At 65.5% G+C, this 18,860-nt stretch carries 13 protein-coding genes; 12 read left to right on the forward strand and 1 reads right to left on the reverse strand.

All coding sequences use genetic code 11. The features are described from left to right. Nucleotides 1–234: 234 nt before the first annotated feature. The 12 genes from EAV90_RS34760 to ligA all read left to right on the forward strand — a co-directional run bounded on the left by EAV90_RS34760 (nt 235) and on the right by ligA (nt 17,181). Nucleotides 235–1,386: an FtsW/RodA/SpoVE family cell cycle protein gene (locus EAV90_RS34760; RefSeq protein ID WP_129145994.1), complete on the forward strand. Its 1,152-nt coding sequence runs from the start codon at nt 235–237 to the stop codon at nt 1,384–1,386. A 98-nt stretch (nt 1,387–1,484) separates the two neighbouring features. Then, entirely contained in the window at nt 1,485–2,588 is a 1,104-nt protein-coding gene (murG, locus tag EAV90_RS34765; protein WP_129145995.1) for an undecaprenyldiphospho-muramoylpentapeptide beta-N-acetylglucosaminyltransferase, read from the forward strand. A 121-nt stretch (nt 2,589–2,709) separates the two neighbouring features. Further along, nucleotides 2,710–4,113: a UDP-N-acetylmuramate--L-alanine ligase gene (gene murC / locus EAV90_RS34770; RefSeq protein ID WP_122401972.1), complete on the forward strand. Its 1,404-nt coding sequence runs from the start codon at nt 2,710–2,712 to the stop codon at nt 4,111–4,113. A gap of 4 nt (nt 4,114–4,117) precedes the next feature. Continuing rightward, the gene (gene murB, locus EAV90_RS34775; RefSeq protein ID WP_129145996.1) at nt 4,118–5,035 is read left to right on the forward strand and encodes a UDP-N-acetylmuramate dehydrogenase; all 918 of its coding nucleotides are present in this window, start codon (nt 4,118–4,120) and stop codon (nt 5,033–5,035) included. 121 nt (nt 5,036–5,156) lie between these two features. Beyond that, nucleotides 5,157–6,143 carry a D-alanine--D-alanine ligase family protein gene (locus EAV90_RS34780; RefSeq protein WP_129145997.1) on the forward strand — a complete coding sequence of 329 codons (987 nt, stop codon included), beginning with the start codon at nt 5,157–5,159 and terminating at the stop codon, nt 6,141–6,143. Between the two features lie 346 nt (nt 6,144–6,489). Then, entirely contained in the window at nt 6,490–7,512 is a 1,023-nt protein-coding gene (locus EAV90_RS34785; RefSeq protein WP_129145998.1) for a cell division protein FtsQ/DivIB, read from the forward strand. Continuing rightward, on the forward strand, nt 7,509–8,831 hold the full coding sequence (gene ftsA / locus EAV90_RS34790) for a cell division protein FtsA (RefSeq protein WP_122401976.1): 1,323 nt from the start codon (nt 7,509–7,511) through the stop codon (nt 8,829–8,831). Before EAV90_RS34785 ends, ftsA begins: the two co-directional genes overlap by 4 nt. Nucleotides 8,832–8,918: 87 nt before the next feature. Further along, nucleotides 8,919–10,706 carry a cell division protein FtsZ gene (ftsZ, locus tag EAV90_RS34795; RefSeq protein WP_129145999.1) on the forward strand — a complete coding sequence of 596 codons (1,788 nt, stop codon included), beginning with the start codon at nt 8,919–8,921 and terminating at the stop codon, nt 10,704–10,706. Between the two features lie 364 nt (nt 10,707–11,070). After that, nucleotides 11,071–12,033 (forward strand): UDP-3-O-acyl-N-acetylglucosamine deacetylase, encoded by a 963-nt coding sequence (gene lpxC, locus EAV90_RS34800; protein WP_122401978.1) that lies wholly within the window; start codon nt 11,071–11,073, stop codon nt 12,031–12,033. 243 nt (nt 12,034–12,276) lie between these two features. Further along, on the forward strand, nt 12,277–13,167 hold the full coding sequence (locus EAV90_RS34805; protein ID WP_122401979.1) for an outer membrane protein assembly factor BamD: 891 nt from the start codon (nt 12,277–12,279) through the stop codon (nt 13,165–13,167). A 14-nt stretch (nt 13,168–13,181) separates the two neighbouring features. Further along, the gene (gene recN, locus EAV90_RS34810; RefSeq protein WP_129146000.1) at nt 13,182–14,855 is read left to right on the forward strand and encodes a DNA repair protein RecN; all 1,674 of its coding nucleotides are present in this window, start codon (nt 13,182–13,184) and stop codon (nt 14,853–14,855) included. Between the two features lie 178 nt (nt 14,856–15,033). After that, on the forward strand, nt 15,034–17,181 hold the full coding sequence (gene ligA / locus EAV90_RS34815) for an NAD-dependent DNA ligase LigA (RefSeq protein WP_129146001.1): 2,148 nt from the start codon (nt 15,034–15,036) through the stop codon (nt 17,179–17,181). Nucleotides 17,182–17,293: 112 nt separating this feature from the next. Here ligA and EAV90_RS34820 read toward each other — a convergent pair whose 3' ends face one another. Next, entirely contained in the window at nt 17,294–18,571 is a 1,278-nt protein-coding gene (locus tag EAV90_RS34820) for a multidrug effflux MFS transporter (protein ID WP_129146002.1), read from the reverse strand. Nucleotides 18,572–18,860: the final 289 nt, after the last annotated feature.

Raw genomic sequence — 18,860 nt, forward strand, 5'->3', positions numbered from 1 at the left:
CCGTTCCCGGATGTCTTCCGAATAGGGTCGCGTCATCCATGCCGGCCTCCGCCCTCCAGCATGGATGTTGAATCAGAAATCGCTCCCGGTGGGAATCCCGATTCCAGCCAAAAACAACATGCTCTAGTTGTGTGGCGGCGGCGGAGATCATCTCCACACATCCGGATTTCCTTAACCCTGCGGTAACCAACCTCGGCGACCAATGGACGGACCTCTGTCAGAAAGCGGCCGCCCATGCTCTCCCGTGAAGAACGCACCCCCTTTTCCGAGTGGTGGTGGACCGTCGACAAGCCGCTGCTCGGGGCGATTCTGGTGCTGATGCTGACCGGCGTCATCCTGTCGCTGGCGGCGAGTCCACCGGTGGCGACCCGCATCGGGCTTGATCCCTTCCATTTTTTCAGCCGGCACGTGCTGTTCCTCCTGCCGTCCTGCCTGGTGCTGCTCGGCGTGTCCTTCCTGTCGCCGCGATCGATCCGGCGCAGCGCGCTGATCATCTTTGCGATGAGCATCGTCTTGATCGCGGTGACGCTCGCCATCGGTCCCGAAGTGAAAGGCTCGCGGCGCTGGATCACGCTGCTCGGCGTCAACATCCAGGCCTCCGAAATCGCAAAACCATCGTTCGTCGTCATCGCGGCATGGCTGTTTGCGGAATCGACCAGGCGGCCGGAGATGCCGGCGACGTCGATGGCGCTGGTTCTGCTCTTGATGCTGGTGTCGCTGCTGGTGATGGAGCCGGATTTCGGCCAGACCATGCTGATCCTGATGGTGTGGGGCTCGCTGTTCTTCATCGCGGGCATGCGCATGATCTGGGTGTTCGGTCTTGCCGGCGCCGCCGCCGCAGGCCTGTTCAGCGCCTATCTGTTCGTCCCGCATGTCGCCGGCCGTATCAAGCGCTTCATGAACCCGGCGTCGGGCGACACCTTCCAGGTCGATACCGCCATGGAGGCTTTCTACAACGGCGGCTGGTTCGGCCTCGGGCCGGGCGAGGGCATCGCCAAGCGCAGCCTGCCGGACAGCCATACCGACTTCGTGTTCGCGGTCGCCGCCGAAGAGTTCGGCATCATCCTGTGCCTCGCCATGCTGGCGCTGTTCGCTTTCGTCGTCATCCGCACGCTGTCGCGCGCCTACGCCAACGAGGACATGTTCTCGCGCTTCGCGGCCTCTGGGCTGGCGATCCTGTTCGGCGTGCAGGCGGCGATCAACATGTCGGTGAACCTGCAGCTCATCCCCGCCAAGGGCATGACGCTGCCGTTCATCTCCTATGGCGGCTCCTCGATCGTCTCGCTCGCCTATGGCGTCGGCATGATGCTGGCGCTGACGCGGCTGCGCCCGCGCACCGAAGTCGAGGCGAGCGGCCACGCCGAAGCGATGCGCAGTTACGCGTAAGCCGTCATTGCGAGGAGCGAAGCGACGAAGCAACGGAGGTAGTCTGGATTGCTTCGCTTCGCTCGCAATGACGTGAGGGACCCTGTAAAAGGGCGCTTATGGACACATCTTCCCCCTTGATTCTCCTCGCCGCGGGCGGCACTGGCGGCCATCTGTTCCCGGCCGAGGCGCTTGGCGTCGAGCTGATCCGGCGCGGCTTTCGCGTTCGCCTCGTCACCGACGAGCGCGCGCTGCGCTATAGCGGGCTGTTCAGCAAGGACATGATCGACGTCGTCAGAAGCGAGACTGCGCGCGGCCGCAATCCGTTCCAGCTCGCCTATGCCGGCCTCACGCTCGTCGTCGGCACGCTCTCCGCCTTCGGCCTGATCAAGCGATTGAAGCCGGCTGCCGTCGTCGGCTTTGGCGGCTATCCGACGCTGCCGCCGCTGGTCGCGGCGAAATTCGCCGGCGTTCCCAGCATCATCCATGATGCCAACGCGGTACTCGGCCGCGCCAACCGGTTCCTGTCGAGCCGCGTGCGCGCGATCGCGACGTCCTTGCCCGGCGTGCTCGATCGCGATCCGGCGCTGGCAGGCAAGACCACGACCGTCGGCACGCCGATGCGTCCGGCGATCCTCGCGGCGGCTGCGGTGAAATATGCCGCGCCCGAGGTGAACGGGCCGCTGCGCGTGCTCGTCGTCGGCGGCAGCCAGGGTGCCCGCATCATGGCCGATATCGTGCCGGGCGCGATCGAGCGGCTCGAGCCTGCGCTATGGAGCCGCCTCGCCCTCACCCAGCAGGTGCGCGAAGAGGATATGGCCCGCGTGCGCGCGGTCTATGACAAGCTCAGGATCAAGGTGGAGCTCGCGCCGTTCTTCACCGATTTGCCGGCGCGACTCGCCTCCAATCATCTGGTCGTGTCGCGCTCCGGCGCGGGCACCGTCGCCGAGCTCGCGGCGATCGGCCGGCCGTCGATCCTGGTGCCGCTGCCCGGCTCGATCGACCAGGATCAGTTCGCCAATGCCGGCGTGCTGGCCAAGGTCGACGGTGCCATCCGGATCCCGCAGACCGAGTTCACCTCGGATCGTCTCGCCGCCGAGATCTCCGCCTTCGCTGCCGAACCCGCGCGCCTTGCCGCCATGGCCGCCGCCGCGAAGGGGGCAGGGCGGCTCGATGCCGCCGAGCGGCTGGCCGATCTGGTGGTCAAGGTCGCGGGAATCTGACGCGAAAAAGCCCTTGTCTTCGCGTTCCAAAGCGGGGCATCCAGTGGGAAGGGCGCGCGGCTGATTTGGCCGTGACCTCCGCAGATGCCGCCGTTCCGGCGGCAAGGTCAGGGAACTGAGCATGAGACTGCCGCGCGAGATCGGACCCATCCACTTCGTCGGGATCGGCGGGATCGGGATGAGCGGCATCGCCGAGGTGCTGGTCAATCTCGGCTATGCCGTGCAGGGCTCCGACGCCGCCGACAATTACAATCTCGACCGTCTGCGCAAGAAGGGTGCGAAAGTCTCGGTCGGTCATAAGGCCGAGAATATCGACGGTGCCGAGGTCGTGGTCGTGTCCTCCGCGATCAAGCGCGACAATCCGGAACTGATGGCGGCGCGCGAGAAACGCATTCCCGTGGTGCGCCGCGCCGAAATGCTGGCCGAGCTGATGCGCCTGAAGAGTTGCGTCGCCATCGCCGGCACGCACGGCAAGACCACGACGACGACGATGGTCGCAACGCTGCTCGATGCCGGCGGGCTCGATCCCACCGTGATCAATGGCGGCATCATCAACGCCTACGGCTCCAACGCGCGGCTGGGGGCCGGCGATTGGATGGTGGTGGAGGCCGATGAGAGCGACGGTACCTTCCTGAAGCTGCCGACCGATGTCGCGATCGTCACCAATGTCGACCCTGAGCATCTCGACCACTTCAAGACCTTCGAGGCCGTGCAGGACGCCTTCCGTCATTTCGTCGAGAACCTGCCATTCTACGGCTTTGCCGTGATGTGCATCGATCATCCCGTGGTGCAGAGCCTCGTCGGCAAGATCGAGGATCGCCGCATCATCACTTATGGCGAGAATCCGCAGGCCGATGCGCGGCTGGTCGACCTGACGCCGATGGGCGGCGGATCGAAATTCAAGGTCGCGTTCCGCGATCGCAAGACCGGCAGCGTGCACGAGATCGCCGATCTCATGCTGCCGATGCCGGGCCGTCACAACGCCTCCAATGCGACGGCCGCGATCGCGGTCGCGCGCGAGCTCGGCGTCTCCGACGAGGCGATCCGCAAGGCGATCGCCGGCTTCGGCGGCGTCAAGCGCCGCTTCACCAGGACCGGAGAGTGGAACGGCGTCACCGTGATCGACGACTATGGCCACCACCCCGTCGAGATCGCTGCCGTGCTGAAAGCTGCGCGCGAATCCACCAACGGCAAGATCATCGCCGTGGTGCAGCCGCATCGCTACACCCGCCTGCAATCGCTGTTCGAGGAATTCTGCACCTGCTTCAACGATGCCGATGCCGTTGTCGTCGCCGACGTCTATGCCGCCGGCGAGGCGCCGATCAACGGCATCGACCGTGACCATTTCGTCGTTGGCCTGCGCGCGCACGGCCATCGCGAGGTGATCCCGCTGCCGGCAGCAACGGAGCTCGCCGGCATCATCAGGGGATTGGCGAAGTCCGGCGATCTCGTCGTGTGCCTTGGGGCCGGCAACATCACGCAATGGGCGTATGCGCTGCCCGGCGAATTGAAGGCATTGGGGTAGGGCGGTGAGCTTCCCCGACATCACACCCTCGCTCAAAGCCGCAATGCCGGAGCTGCGCGGCCGGCTGCTGGCGAACCAGTCGCTGGCCGAACTCACCTGGTTTCGCGTCGGCGGTCCGGCGCAGGTGCTGTTCACGCCGGCGGATGAGGACGATCTCGCTTATTTCCTCGCGCATCTTGCCGCCGACATTCCCGTCTATGTCATCGGCGTCGGCTCCAACCTGATCGTGCGCGACGGCGGCATTGCCGGCGTGGTGATCCGTCTCGCGCCGCGCGCCTTCGGCGAGGCGACCGCGAGTGGCGACATCGTCACGGCAGGCACGGCTGCGCTCGACAAGCGCGTGGCGGAAGTGGCGGCTTCCGCCAATATCGGCGGACTCGAATTCTTTTTCGGCATTCCCGGGACCATCGGAGGCGCGCTGCGCATGAATGCCGGCGCCAATGGCGGCGAGACCAAGGATGTGCTGATCGAGGCGAGGGGTGTCGCGCGCGACGGCACGAAGCATGTCTTCTCCAACGCCGACATGAAGTTCGTCTACCGCAACAGCGGCGTCGATCCTTCCATCATCTTCACCTCCGCCCGGTTTCGCGGTGAGATCAGGGCTGCGGAGGCAATCCGCGCGCGCATGGCGGAGGTGCAGAGCCATCGCGAGACCGCGCAGCCGATTCGCGAGAAGACCGGCGGTTCGACCTTCAAGAACCCGCCGGGCCACTCCGCCTGGAAGCTGGTGGATGCCGCCGGCTGCCGCGGCTTGCGTGTCGGCGGCGCGCAGGTCTCGGAGATGCACTGCAACTTCCTGATCAACACGGGCGATGCCACCGCGCGCGATATCGAGACACTCGGCGAGACCGTGCGCGAGCGCGTGAAGGCGAATTCCGGAATTGAGCTACACTGGGAAATCAAGCGGATCGGGGTTTCATGATTTCCTTCATTCCGGGGCGATGCGTTAGCATCGAACCCGGAATCTCGAGCTTCTCTGGTGGGCAATTGCGCACCATGGTTCGCGCCTCGCGCGCCCCGGAATGACCAATATGAGGACACGAATGCGCATCACCATCCTCTTCGGCGGCTCCAACCGCGAGCGTCTTGTCTCGGTCGCCTCGGCCCAGGCGCTGCATCAGGCATTGCCGGAGGCCGACCTGTGGTGGTGGGACGTCGAGGACAAGGTGCATGTGGTGCAGTCGAAGCAACTGCTCGAACACGCCCGTCCGTTCGAGGACGAGTTCAAGCCGGGCACATCAGGCATTCCGCTGGACCGGGCGCTCGACCAGGCCAAGGCCGAAGGCCGCGTGCTGGTGCTTGGCCTGCATGGCGGGCGTGCCGAGAACGGCGAATTGCAGGTGATGTGCGAGGCGCGCGGCGTGCCCTTCACCGGCTCGGGCTCGGCGTCGTCGCATCTTGCCTTCGACAAGATCGCCGCCAAGCGCTTCGCCGCGCTCGGCGGCGTGACGCCGCCTGCGAACGTTGAGCTTGATGACATCGACGAGGCCTTTGCCAAATACGGCCGGTTGATCGCAAAGCCGGCCCGGGATGGGTCGAGCTATGGCCTGATCTTCGTCAACGCCAAGCAGGATCTCGTCGCCGTCCGTAACGCGGCAAAGCACGAGGAATACGTGATCGAGCCCTATATCGTCGGCGTGGAGGCGACTTGCGGTGTGCTGGAGCGCACCGATGGCTCGATCATCTCGCTGCCGCCGATCGAGATCATTCCGGGCGAGGGCAATTTCGACTACGCGGCGAAATATCTGCTGAAGTCGACCCAGGAGATATGCCCCGGCCGCTTCGCACCGGAGATCACCGCCGCGCTCAAGGAGCAGGCGATGCTGGCCCATCGCGCGATGTCCTGCACCGGCTACTCGCGCTCGGACTTCATCGTCTCGGACAAGGGCCTCGTCTATCTCGAGACCAACACGCTCCCCGGGCTGACAAAGTCCTCGCTCTATCCCAAGGCGCTGAAGGCGGAAGGTATCGCGTTCGTCGATTTCCTGCACGGGCTGGTCGAGCTCGCCGGGCGCGGCGTACGGAAATAATTAGGACTGGTTAACGGCCGGATGGGCGAAACGGCCGGGTTTAGCGACCAAAACCGGTAAAATGCCGGATATCGCGGCACAAAGGCCGGATATCGCGGGGCAAAATGCGCAAATCGTTAACGAATTTTACCTTTTGTTTACCAGGACGTCCGAAGGTTAACGCTGGCGGCGCATATGGCGCTTTGGCTGCCGGCGCGTGAGCTGTCGCGGGTGATGTCACCTCCAGCGAACGCTTTGAAGGGAAGAGGCTTCTTCTGCTGAAGACCAGCACCCGGCCCGGCACCGAGACGTCATGTTCGCCAGGATCCGCGCGATGTCGCGGGCAAACTGTTGACGAGCTCGTGCAATGGATGGAGCAGGAAGCCTCTCCCGATCGGTTTTCAGATCGCTGAGGCCCCAAGCTGACCTGAAGGCGGCCGCTATCGGAGCGGTCGTGCTTTTGCGCGAGTGGGTGCAGGACAAGCACGCAGAGGCGCGCGCTGCCGCCAAGGACAAGGCCAAAGCCAGGGCCAAGGCGGCCGTCGAGCGTGAGCCGCCGCCGCGCCTGGTTGCGCTGGTCGAGCGCTATCTGCCGCGCCGGGTCGGCCTCACCATGACCGTGCTGCTCCTGATCGGCAGCTGCGGCTTTGGCATCGTCAAGGGCGGCCATCTCCAGGATTTCATCACTGCGGTCAGTGATGCCCGCAACGCGCTGGCCAATTCCGCCGGCTTCCGCATCACCTCCGTCGTGATCAACGGCCGCAAGCAGCTGACCCAGGACGAGATCCTCGCGATCGGCGGCGTCAGCGGCCGCTCCTCGCTGCTGTTCCTCGATGCCGATGCGGTACGCGACAAGCTGAAGGCCAATCCCTGGATCGCGGATGCGACCGTGCTGAAGCTCTATCCGGGCCAACTCATGATCGAGCTCACCGAGCGCAAGGCGTTCGCGCTGTGGCAGGAGGCCGGCCGCCTCTCGGTCATCGCCGACGACGGCGCCGTGCTCGAACCCTACGTCTCGCGGCGCTTCCTGACGCTGCCGCTCGTGGTCGGCAAGGGCGCCGAGACGCAGGCCCGCGATTTCCTGGCGCTCCTGGCGCGCTATCCGCAGGTCAAATCGATCACCAAAGCCGCGATCTTCGTCGGCGAGCGACGCTGGAACCTGAGGCTCAAGGACGGCCTCGACATCCGCCTGCCCGAGCAGGACGTCGGCAATGCGCTTGCGATGCTTTCGAAGCTCGACAAGGAAGACAGGCTGTTCTCCCGCGATATCGTCGCCGTCGACATGCGCCTGCCCGATCGGCTGGTGGTGCAGCTGTCCGAGGACGCCGCCAAGGCGCGCGAGGAGCAGTTCAAGGACAAGAAGAAAAAGAAGGCCGGGGATTCCGCATGACCGGTCTCGATCGCACCCAGACGCCGAAGACGCGCCCGATGCCGCACAAGCGCGGCGGCCTCGTCGCCTGCCTCGACATCGGCACCAGCAAGATCGCCTGCATGATCGCACGGCTGAAGCCGTCGCCGCCGAGCGATGCGTTGCGCGGCCGCACCCATGCGGTGGAATTGATCGGATACAGCCAGATCCAGGCGCGCGGCATGAAGGCCGGCGCGGTGATCGATCTCGGCGAATGCGAGCAGGCGGTGCGTCACGCCGTCGGGCTTGCCGAGAAGATGGCCAAGGTACGGGTCGAGTCGGTGCTGCTGTCGGTCTCCGGCGGCCGGCCCGCCGGCCAGCTGGTCGAAGCCGCCGCCGACATCCGTGGCGGCGCCGTGACGCCGGCCGATGTCAGCCGCGTCACCTCCACCGGCATGCGCCATGCCACCGGCGAAGGTCGCACCGTGCTGCACGCGCTGCCGGTGGGCTACACGCTCGACGGCGTCAAGGGCATCCGCGATCCCCGCGGCATGGTCGCGCACCAGTTCGGCGTCGACATGAACGTCGTCACCTGCGACGCCACCGTGGCGCGGAACCTGATGCTGGCGGTGGAACGCTGCCACATCAATGTCGAAGCCATGGCGGCGAGCCCCTATGTCGCCGGTCTGTCGGTGCTGACCGACGACGAGGCCGATCTCGGCGCTGCCGTCGTCGAGATGGGCGCGGGCACCACCACGATTGCCGTTTATTCAGGCGGCCGCTTCGTGCATGCGGCGGGTTTTGCGGTTGGCGGGCAACACATCACGATGGATCTTGCGCGCGGACTCTCGGCCACCATTGCCGATGCCGAGCGAATCAAGACCTTATACGGGACCGTCATCACCGGCGGATCGGACTCGCGTGAGCTGATGTCTGTGCCGACAGCCGGTGACGAGCAGGATCTGCCGCAGATCGTTTCTCGCGCCACCATCGCGAATATCGTCAAGCACCGTGCCGAGGAAGTCTTCGAAATGGTTCGGGACAAGCTGAAGGATTCGCCCTTCGCCTCAGAGCCAAACGGCCGCGTCGTGCTCTCGGGCGGTGCCTCGCAGCTGACCGGTCTCGTCGAGCTCGGCACCCGGATTCTCGGGCGGCCCGTGCGGGTCGGCCGTCCGCTTGGTTTCGGCCGGCTGCCCGTTGAGGCGAAGAACGCCGCGTTCGCGGTGCCGACCGGACTTCTCGTCTACCCGCAATATGTTCACCTCGAACATGTCGAACCGCGGCATACGCGGCAGCAGGTCAAGACAGGGACCGGCGGATATCTCGGAAAGGTCGGACGATGGCTACGCGAGGGCTTCTGATGACTGCTTTCCGCAATCTTCGATTTTCACCAACTCCCGCGGCCGCCGGCCGGGGCGAACCCACGCGCGCGTGATCGAGAGGCAACCATGACCATCAGCATCAATGTTCCTGATATTCACGAACTGAAGCCCCGGATCACCGTGTTCGGCGTCGGCGGTGCCGGTGGCAACGCCGTCAACAACATGATCACGGCGGGGCTGCAGGGTGTCGACTTCGTGGTCGCCAATACCGACGCGCAGGCGCTGACGATGTCGAAGGCGCAGCGCATCGTGCAGATGGGCACGGCGGTCACGCAAGGCCTCGGCGCCGGTTCGCAGCCGAACGTCGGCGCCGCGGCGGCGGAAGAGGTGATCGACGAGCTGCGCGACCATCTCTCCGGCGCCAACATGGTGTTCGTCACCGCCGGCATGGGCGGCGGCACCGGCACCGGCGCTGCACCCGTCATCGCCAAGACCGCGCGCGACATGGGCATCCTCACCGTCGGTGTCGTGACCAAGCCGTTCCACTTCGAGGGCGGTCGCCGCATGCGCACGGCCGAAGCCGGCATCGCCGAGCTGCACAAGGTCGTGGACACGCTCCTGATCATCCCGAACCAGAACCTGTTCCGGGTCGCCAACGAGAAGACCACCTTCGCCGACGCCTTCGCGATGGCCGACCAGGTGCTCTACTCGGGCGTCGCCTGCATCACCGACCTCATGGTCAAGGAAGGCCTCATCAACCTCGACTTCGCCGATGTCCGCGCCGTCATGCGCGAGATGGGCAAGGCGATGATGGGCACCGGCGAAGCCTCCGGCGACAAGCGTGCGTTGACCGCCGCTGAAGCCGCGATCGCCAACCCGCTGATCGATGACAGCTCGATGAAGGGCGCCAAGGGCCTCCTCATCTCCATCACCGGCGGCAAGGACCTCACGCTGTTCGAGGTCGACGAGGCCGCGACCCGCATCCGCGAGGAAGTCGACCAGGACGCCAACATCATCGTCGGCGCGACCTTCGACGAGGCGCTCGACGGCCTGATCCGCGTCTCGGTGGTCGCAACCGGCATCGAGCAGGCCGCGATCGCCCGCAACAGCCAGGCGACCTCCGCTCCCGTCGCAAACCCGGCCCCGCAGGTGCAGCAGGCCGCGGCGCCGGCCGCCGCTGCCGAGAGCCGTCTCGCCGACCTCACCGCGCGGCTCCGTGCCGATAACCAGCGTCTGGCCGAACGCGCCCAGAAGCTGGAAGCCCAAACCCCGGCCGGCGCGCCGGCTCCGGCTGCTGCCGCGCCCCGTCCGAACGTCGAGCGTGCTGCGCTCGCCGCCATCGCCGCTGCCGTGGCTGAAGCCCCGCAGGCGCCCGCGCCGCAGACCTATGGCGATGTCACGGTGCGACCGATCGCGCAGAAGCCGACCCTGTTCCCGGAGCCGGACATGGCCCCGGTCGCAATGCAGGAGCCGATGACGCCCGAAACCTTCATCCCGCCGCAGGCGGAGCGTCCGGTGCGCGCGCCGCGGATGCCGCGCATCGAGGAACTGCCGATTCCGGCACAGGCCGAGATTCGTCAGGCCCGCGGCGAGGTCGAAGAGGAGGCCCCGCAGAAGACCCGCCTGTCGCTGCTGCAGCGCCTCGCCAATGTCGGGCTTGGCCGTCGCGACGAGGAAAGTGAGCCGCCGGTTGCGGCCCGCACCGCCGGTCCCGCCATGCCGCCACTGCCCGAGCGCCGGCAGCAGAAGACTGTGGCGCAGCAAATCGCATCCAATGAGCCGGTATCAGAGTATGCCCGCCGTCCCGCGCCGCAGGGTCTGGACATGCATGGCCGCCCCGCGCCTGTTGCGCCGCCGCCACAGGGTGACGACCATCTTGATATCCCGGCCTTCCTGCGCCGGCAGGCGACCTGAGGATTGTTACAATAAGGCAGACGAAAAGAGGTCCCGGCGAGAGGTTCGCCGGGACCTTTCCTTTTGCCCCGTACATGCCCGGATGATGCTTCCAAGCAACTGATTTTAAATGATTAATTACGCATTTGGTGGTTCAGTCAAGCCGCCGCCGGCGGCCTCAAACCTCGGTGCAATTTGGTTAAGCCTTGGCGCGAATACGGCAGGTTTGGGGTAACAATCGGTAAAAAAGCGTGAGTTGGCGCTGTTTGAGGCAGCAACTATGGTTCGCCGTGACTTGGGGATACGGAGATTCGCAACTGTCGGCACTCGCCGGCCAAGCGGGTCTCGTATAAGTCGCAGTGGGTCGTAGTGGGGCGGATTCCTGATGAAGTTTAGCCGGCAAACAACGCTTCGTGCGCAAGCCTCTGTGGCAGGCGTGGGCGTTCATTCCGGTCTTCCCGTCACTCTCACGCTTGGGCCTGCGCCCGTGGACGCGGGTTTTATTTTTGTCCGCACCGGCCTTGACGGAAGTGACCGCGAAGTTCAGGCGACCGCCGAGCAGGTGATCGCGACCGACTTTGCCACTGTTCTCGGGGACCACGATGGCCCGCTGGTGTCCACTGCCGAGCACGTGCTCGCAGCGCTGCGGGGCATGGGCGTCGACAACGCCACCATCGAGATCGACGGTCCCGAAGTACCGATCATGGACGGCAGCGCTGCGGCCTTCATTGCGGCAATCGACCAGGCCGGCATCGTCACCCAGCCCGCGCAGCGCCGCTTCATTCAGGTTTTGAAGCCGATCTCGGTCAAGATCGGCGACTCCTTCGGCGAGATCAGGCCCCACGCCAGCGGTTTCCGCGTCGAGGTCGAGATCGACTTCACCAATCCCGTCATCGGCCAGCAGGCTTATGCCTTCGACCTCAATCCGGAAGGCTTCCGCCGCGAAGTCGGGAGGGCCCGGACTTTCGGCCTGATGGGCGATGTCGCGCGGCTCTGGAGCGCAGGCTATGCCCTCGGCGCCTCCTTCGATAACACCGTCGTGTTCGATGACGAGCGGCTGCTCAATACCGAGGGCTTGCGCTACGCCGATGAATGCGCCCGTCACAAGGTGCTGGATGTGATCGGCGACCTCTCGCTGGCCGGGCTGCCGCTGCTTGGTGCCTATCGCTCGGTGCGTGGCGGACACAAGCTCAACCACGCAGTCCTGACCGCGCTGCTCGCCGACCGGACCGCCTGGCGGGTGGTCGAGGGCGAGGCTGCCCGCCGCACCACGCGTCCCGTCGGCGAAGTCGGTCGCGGCATCGTCGGTGGCCGGATCGCCGCGGCATTCGGACCGGATGTGTCCTGAAGCGACCTGTCGCCCCCACGTATGGCTGGCGGCTTCCCCGGGAAACTCCTGGTAAGCATGATCGGCTAGCATTGGGGCAGGTTCGCCTTAATCCGGGCGAAATGCCTGCCTATCCGGTTCGTTACGATCGTTTTTCGGATACATCGGCGTGGTCGCATGGCAGGCACCACGGCACATTTCGCGCCCATGACGGGGGTCGTGGGCTGGCGGACACCGCATCACAGGGCGTCAGGTCTTAAACTCATGTCGGCACAGCGTATGACGCGCGGATATTTCTCGGTCTCGTCGCGAGCCCGTGGGCTGCTTCAGGCCGTCACTTTCATCATGCTCGCGCTGCCGCTCGCCGGCTGCGGCACCGGCTCGCTCTGGGACAAATTCACCGCCAAGGACGACACCTTCGTCGAGGAGCCCGCTGACAAGATCTACAATGAGGGCCTGTACCTCATGAACGAGAAGAAGGACATGAAGGCGGCGAACAAGAAGTTCGAGGAGGTCGATCGCCAGCATCCTTATTCCGACTGGGCCCGTAAATCGCTGCTGATGTCGGCCTATGCGTCCTACCAGGGCGGCGACTATGACGGCTGCATCGGCGCCGCCACGCGCTATGTCACGCTGCATCCCGGCAGTCCGGACGCGGCCTATGCGCAATACCTGATCGCCGCCTCCCATTACGACCAGATTCCGGATATCAGCCGCGACCAGTCCCGTACCGAAAAGGCGATCGCCGCGCTGGAAGAGGTGGTGCGCAAATATCCGAACTCGGAATATGCGACTTCGGCCAAGGCCAAGATCGAGGGTGCGCGCGACCAACTCGCCGGCAAGGAGATGAATGTCGGCCGCTACTACGCCCAGAAGCGCGACTACACGGCCGCGATCAACCGCTACAAGGCCGTCGTCACGCAGTACCAGACCACCCGCCATGTCGAGGAGGCGCTGTACCGGTTGACCGAAGCCTATATGGCGATCGGCATCGTCGGCGAGGCACAGACCGCGGCGGCCGTGCTTGGTCACAATTTTCCTGACAGCCGCTGGTACAAGGACGCCTATAATCTTGTAAAATCCGGCGGTCTCGAGCCGAGCGAGAATCAGGGGTCCTGGATCAGCAAGACCTTCAAGAAAATGGGTCTCGGCTAGGAAATTGGGGTTCCATGCTGGCGCGTCTGTCGATCCGTGACATCGTCCTGATCGAACGGCTCGATATCGAATTCGCCTCCGGCCTCGCGGTTTTGACCGGCGAGACCGGTGCAGGCAAATCCATCCTGCTCGATGCTTTTGCGCTGGCGCTCGGCGGCCGCGGCGATGCCGGCCTCGTGCGCCACGGTGCGGAGCAGGGGCAGGTCACCGCCGTGTTCGATGTCCCGAAAAATCACCCGGCGGCCAAGATTCTGGCCGAGAACGGCCTCGACGATACCGGCGAGATGATCTTGCGCCGCGTGCAGCTTGCCGACGGCCGCACCCGCGCCTTCATCAACGATCAGTCGATCAGCGTGCAGACGCTGAAGGCGGTCGGCGCCGCCCTGGTCGAGATCCACGGTCAGCACGACGAGCGCGCGCTGGTCGATGCCGCCACCCACCGCCGCCTGCTCGACGCCTTTGCCAGCCTCGAAAAGGACGTCGCGGCGGTTGAAGCGCTCTGGGACGAGCGCCGCAGCGCCAACACCGCGCTGGAGGAGCATCGCGCTGCCATGGAGCGTGCCGCACGCGAGGCCGATTATCTGCGCCACGCCTCCGACGAGCTGAAGCAGCTTGCGCCCAAGGAGGGCGAGGAGACCGCGCTGGCCTCGCGCCGCACCACCATGATGCAGGGCGAGAAGATCGCCTCTGACCTGCGCGAGGCGCAGGAAGCGGTCGGCGGCAATCATTCGCCAGTCGCCGCCCTGTCGGCGGCGGTGCGCCGGCTGGAGCGCCGCGGCGTCAACTCGCCGGCGCTGGTCGAGCCCGCGGTGAAGGCGATCGACGCGGCGATCAACGCGCTGGAGGAAGCCGACCAGCATCTCCAGGCAGCGCTGGCCGCAACCGATTTCGATCCAGCCGAGCTCGAGCGCATCGAGGAGCGGCTGTTCGCGCTCCGCGCCGCCTCGCGCAAATATTCGACGCCGGTCGACGGGCTCGCCGCGCTGGCCGCCAAATATGCCGCGGACGTCGTTCTGATCGACGCCGGCGCCTCGCGCCTGAAGAAGCTGGAGCAGGCGGCGATCGAGGCAGATGGCCGTTATGCGGCCGCCGCCAGGAAGCTGTCGCTGGCGCGGCAGAAATCGGCGGAGAAGCTCAACAAGGCCGTCAATGCCGAGCTCGCGCCGCTCAAGCTCGAACGCGCAAAATTCATAACCCAAGTCGAGACGGACGAAGCCGCACCGGGGCCGCAAGGTTTCGATCGCGTCGAGTTCTGGGTGCAGACCAACCCGGGCACCAAGCCGGGTCCGCTGATGAAGGTCGCCTCCGGCGGCGAGCTGTCGCGCTTCCTGTTGGCGCTCAAGGTCGTGCTGTCCGACCGCGGTTCGGCGCCGACCCTGGTGTTCGACGAGATCGACACCGGCGTCGGCGGTGCGGTCGCGGACGCCATCGGCGGGCGCCTGGCGCGGCTCGCCGGTAAGGTCCAGGTCATGGCCGTGACCCACGCCCCACAGGTCGCCGCCCGCGCCGACCAGCACCTCCTGATCTCCAAGGACGCCCTCGACAAGGGCAAGCGCGTCGCCACCCGCGTCAATGCGCTCGCCGCCGACCACCGCCGCGAGGAAATCGCCCGCATGCTCGCCGGTGCCGAGATCACCGCCGAGGCGAGGGCAGCGGCGGAACGATTGCTGAAGGCGGCGACGGCTTAGAGTCGTTTCCCGGACGCGGCGCAGCGCGTAGCGCTGCTTCGCAGAGCCGGGACTCAGAGCTCCCGCCGCATGGGTCCCGGCTCAGCAGCGCATCGCTGAAGAGGCGCTGCGCTGCATCCGGGGCACGAGATTTCCACAAGCCTTTACCCTCCCGCCCGCTCCGTCGTATCCAAGCACCATGGCCAGAGCAGCAAAATCGAAACCGCTTCGCGACCTCGCCGACCTCACCAAGGCGCAGGCCAAGGTCGAGCATATGCGGCTGTCGCTCGAGATCGAGGGGCACAACGAGCGATACTATCAGGAGGACGCGCCCAGCGTCACCGACGCCGAATATGACGCGCTGCGTCAGCGCCTCAATGCCATCGAGAAGCGCTTCCCCGAATTCGTCACCGCGGATTCGCCCTCGCAGAAGGTCGGCGCCGCGCCGTCAGGCCGCTTCAAGAAAGTCCGGCATTCCCTGCCCATGCTGTCGCTCGACAACGCCTTTGCGGAAGAGGACGTGCGCGATTTCGTTGGGCGCATCGTCCGGTTCCTGAAGCTCGAAGACGACAAGGTCGATTTCTCCGCCGAGCCGAAGATCGATGGTCTCTCGATGTCGCTGCGCTACGAGGGCGGCGAGCTCGTCACCGCCGCGACGCGCGGCGACGGTGCGGTCGGCGAGGACGTCACCGCCAACATCCGCACGCTCGAAGACGTTCCGCAGAAGCTGAAGGGCCGCAACGTCCCCGACATCTGCGAGGTACGCGGCGAGGTCTACATGACCAAGAAGGCGTTCCTCGCGCTCAACGAGCGGCAGAAGGCGGAAGGCGGCACCATCTTCGCCAATCCGCGCAATTCGGCCGCCGGCTCGCTCCGGCAGAAGGACCCGACCATCACCGCCTCCCGTCCCCTCGGCTTCTTCGCCTATGCCTGGGGGCAGATGAGTGCGATGCCGGAGGATACGCAGAGCGGCATGATCGGCTGGTTCGAGCGCTGCGGCTTCAAGACCAATCCACTGACCAAGCTCTGTCACTCCGTCGAGGAGCTGCTCGCGTTTCATCATGCGATCGAGGAGCAGCGCGCACGGCTCGACTACGACATCGACGGCGTCGTCTACAAGGTCGACCGCATCGACTGGCAGGAGCGGCTCGGCTTCGTCTCGCGCACGCCGCGCTGGGGCATCGCGCACAAATTCCCGGCGGAGCGCGCCATGACGGTGCTGCGCGACATCGAGATCCAGGTCGGCCGCACCGGCTCGTTCACGCCGGTTGGCAAGCTCGAACCGGTCGGCGTCGGCGGCGTGATCGTGCAGAATGTCACGCTGCACAACGAGGACTACATCAAGGGCATCGGCAACAAGGGCGAGGTCCTGCGCGAGGGACGCGACGTCCGCATTGGCGATACCGTCGTGATCCAGCGTGCCGGCGACGTCATCCCGCAGGTGGTCGACGTCGTTCTCGACAAGCGGCCGAAGACCGCCAAGGAATTCCACTTCCCGAAGAAATGCCCGTGCCCGCTGCACACCGACGTCGTGCGCGAGGAGACCGCGACGGGCGAGGAGGGCTCGCGCGCCCGCTGCACCGGCGAGTTCGCCTGTCCCTACCAGAAGATCGAGCACCTCAAGCTGTTCGTGTCGCGGCGGGCCTTCGACATCGACGGCCTTGGCGAGAAGCAGCTCCAGTATTTCTTCGACGAGGGGTGGGTGAAGGAGCCCGCCGACATCTTCACGCTGGAGCAGCGCAACGCGAAGCTCAAGCTCGAGGAGGTCGAGGGCTACGGCGCGACCTCGGTGCGCAACCTGTTCGGCGCCATCGAGAACCGGCGAAAAATCGCGCTGGAGCGCTTCATCTATGCGCTCGGCATGCGCCATGTCGGCGAGACCACGGCGCTGGCGCTGGCGCGCGGCTACGGCTCGTGGGACGCCTTCCACGACGCTTGCCTCAAGGTCGCTCGCGGCGACGAGGAGGCGATTGCGGACATGGACGCGCTCGATCAGATCGGTGACACCGTGATCAAGAGCATCGCCGATTATTTCGGCGAGAGCCACAACCGCGGCATCGTCGAACGGCTGACCAGTGAGGTCGAGATCGTCGACGCCGAGAAGCCGAAGAGCAACTCGGCCGTCGCCGGCAAGACCGTGGTGTTCACGGGCTCGCTGGAGAAGATGACGCGGGATGAAGCCAAAGCGACAGCTGAGCGGTTAGGGGCCAAGGTGTCGGGCTCGGTCTCGAAGAAGACCGATCTGGTGGTCGCCGGCCCCGGCGCGGGCTCGAAGCTCGCCGAAGCCAACAAGCACGGCGTCAAGGTGCTGACCGAGGACGAGTGGCTGAAGCTGATCGGGGAGTGAAGGTTTTCTTTCCTCATTGCGAGCGCAGCGAAGCAATCCAGAATCTTTCCGCGACGACAGTCTGGACTGCTTCGCTGCGCTCGTAATGACGGAAGAGGGCGGCGGCCGCTCGTCACATCATCCCCGTCTCTTCCTCCTCCGCCTGCTCGATCAATTCCTCACTCACCACGACCTCGCGGCGCGGCACGACGAAGATCATTGTGCACGCACAGAGCAGCGAGATTGCGAGGACCGCGGAGGTGAGGGGCAGCGTCGTTGCGGAGTGGCCGCCGAGATAGGCGCCGAATTGCGACATCAGCGCGCCAATGCCCTGCTGCAGGAAGCCCATCGCGCCTGAGGCGGTGCCCGCCGCTTCGGGGCGGATGCTGATCGCGCCGGCTGCGGAATTCGCCATCACGAAGGCATTGCCGACCATCACGATCATCTGCGTGCCGAAAAGCCAGCTTGGGGCCTCGTTCGAGCCAGTCACGCTCCAGAGCAGGTTCAGGAGGCTGCCGCAAAGCTGCAGGCCAAGCCCGAGCCAAATGAGCCTTTCCAGCGAGTGCCTGGGCGCAAATCGCACGCAGAGCAGGTTGCCGACGAGATACGCAAAACCCGTCGTGGCGAACCACGCGCCGTATTCGGCGCTGCTCCGTCCCATCTGTGTCACGACGATGTAGGGCCCGCCGCCGGCGAAGGTGAAAATGATCTGCGAGGCCAGCACCTGGCACATCATGTAGCCGACGAAGGCGCGGTTCGTGATCAGCATGCCGACGTCGCGGCGAAAGCTGCTGCCGACGGCGCGGGTGCGGCGCGTCTCGGGCAGCGCCACCCCAATCCCGACGGCGACAATAATCGCACCGATCGTGATGGCGTAGAAGATCGCGCGCCAGCCGAACGCGGTCTCGATCAGGCCGCCGGTGAGCGGCGAGACCATCTGTCCGATCATCAGCGCCGCGACCACGAGGCTGATCATCGAGGCGACGCGATCGCGCTCATAGATGTCGCGGATGATGGCGCGGCTCACCACCATACCGGCGGCGCCGCCCAGCGCCTGGAAGAAGCGTGCTGCGATCAGCTGCGGCAGGTTTTGCGCGAAGATGCAGCCGATGCTGGCCGCCACCATCAGCGCCAGTCCTCCGAGCAGCACCGGACGCCGTCCGAACCGGTCCGACAGCGGACCCATGATCAGCTGTGACAGCGCGATGCCGACCATGTACAGCGAGACCGTCATCTGCGCGATCGAGATGTCGCTGCCGAAATTCGTCGCCAGCACCGGCAGCGCCGGAACCAGCATGTAGAGCGAGATCGGCGCGATCCCGGTCATGATGACCAGCAGCAGCAGCACCGCGCGCGAGGTCGCGATGGTCTTCGTGGCCGCTTCCGGCGGCCCGCTGATCATGCCGTGCATAAGTGTCCGTCTCGTCGAAATCCGAATCGGACTGTAGCGTCGCTACACAAGACGGATATCGGCGTTTCGGAATGCGGCTATACGGATTTTGGGATGGTTACAATAATAGCGCGATGGCGACCGATTGGGCGCGTTGCTTGCGCCGCAAATGCGATGTCATTCGCCGCGAAAGCGGGGAATCCAGTACGCCGCGGCTTCTCCGCGTGCGTTTGCTGTCTCTGGAATACTGGATGCCCCGCCCCAGTGCGCAACTGCGCACAAGGCGGGGCATGACACCCTGTGGTGAGGA

It is taken from the genome of Bradyrhizobium vignae, assembly GCF_004114425.1.
Lineage (GTDB): Bacteria > Pseudomonadota > Alphaproteobacteria > Rhizobiales > Xanthobacteraceae > Bradyrhizobium > Bradyrhizobium vignae.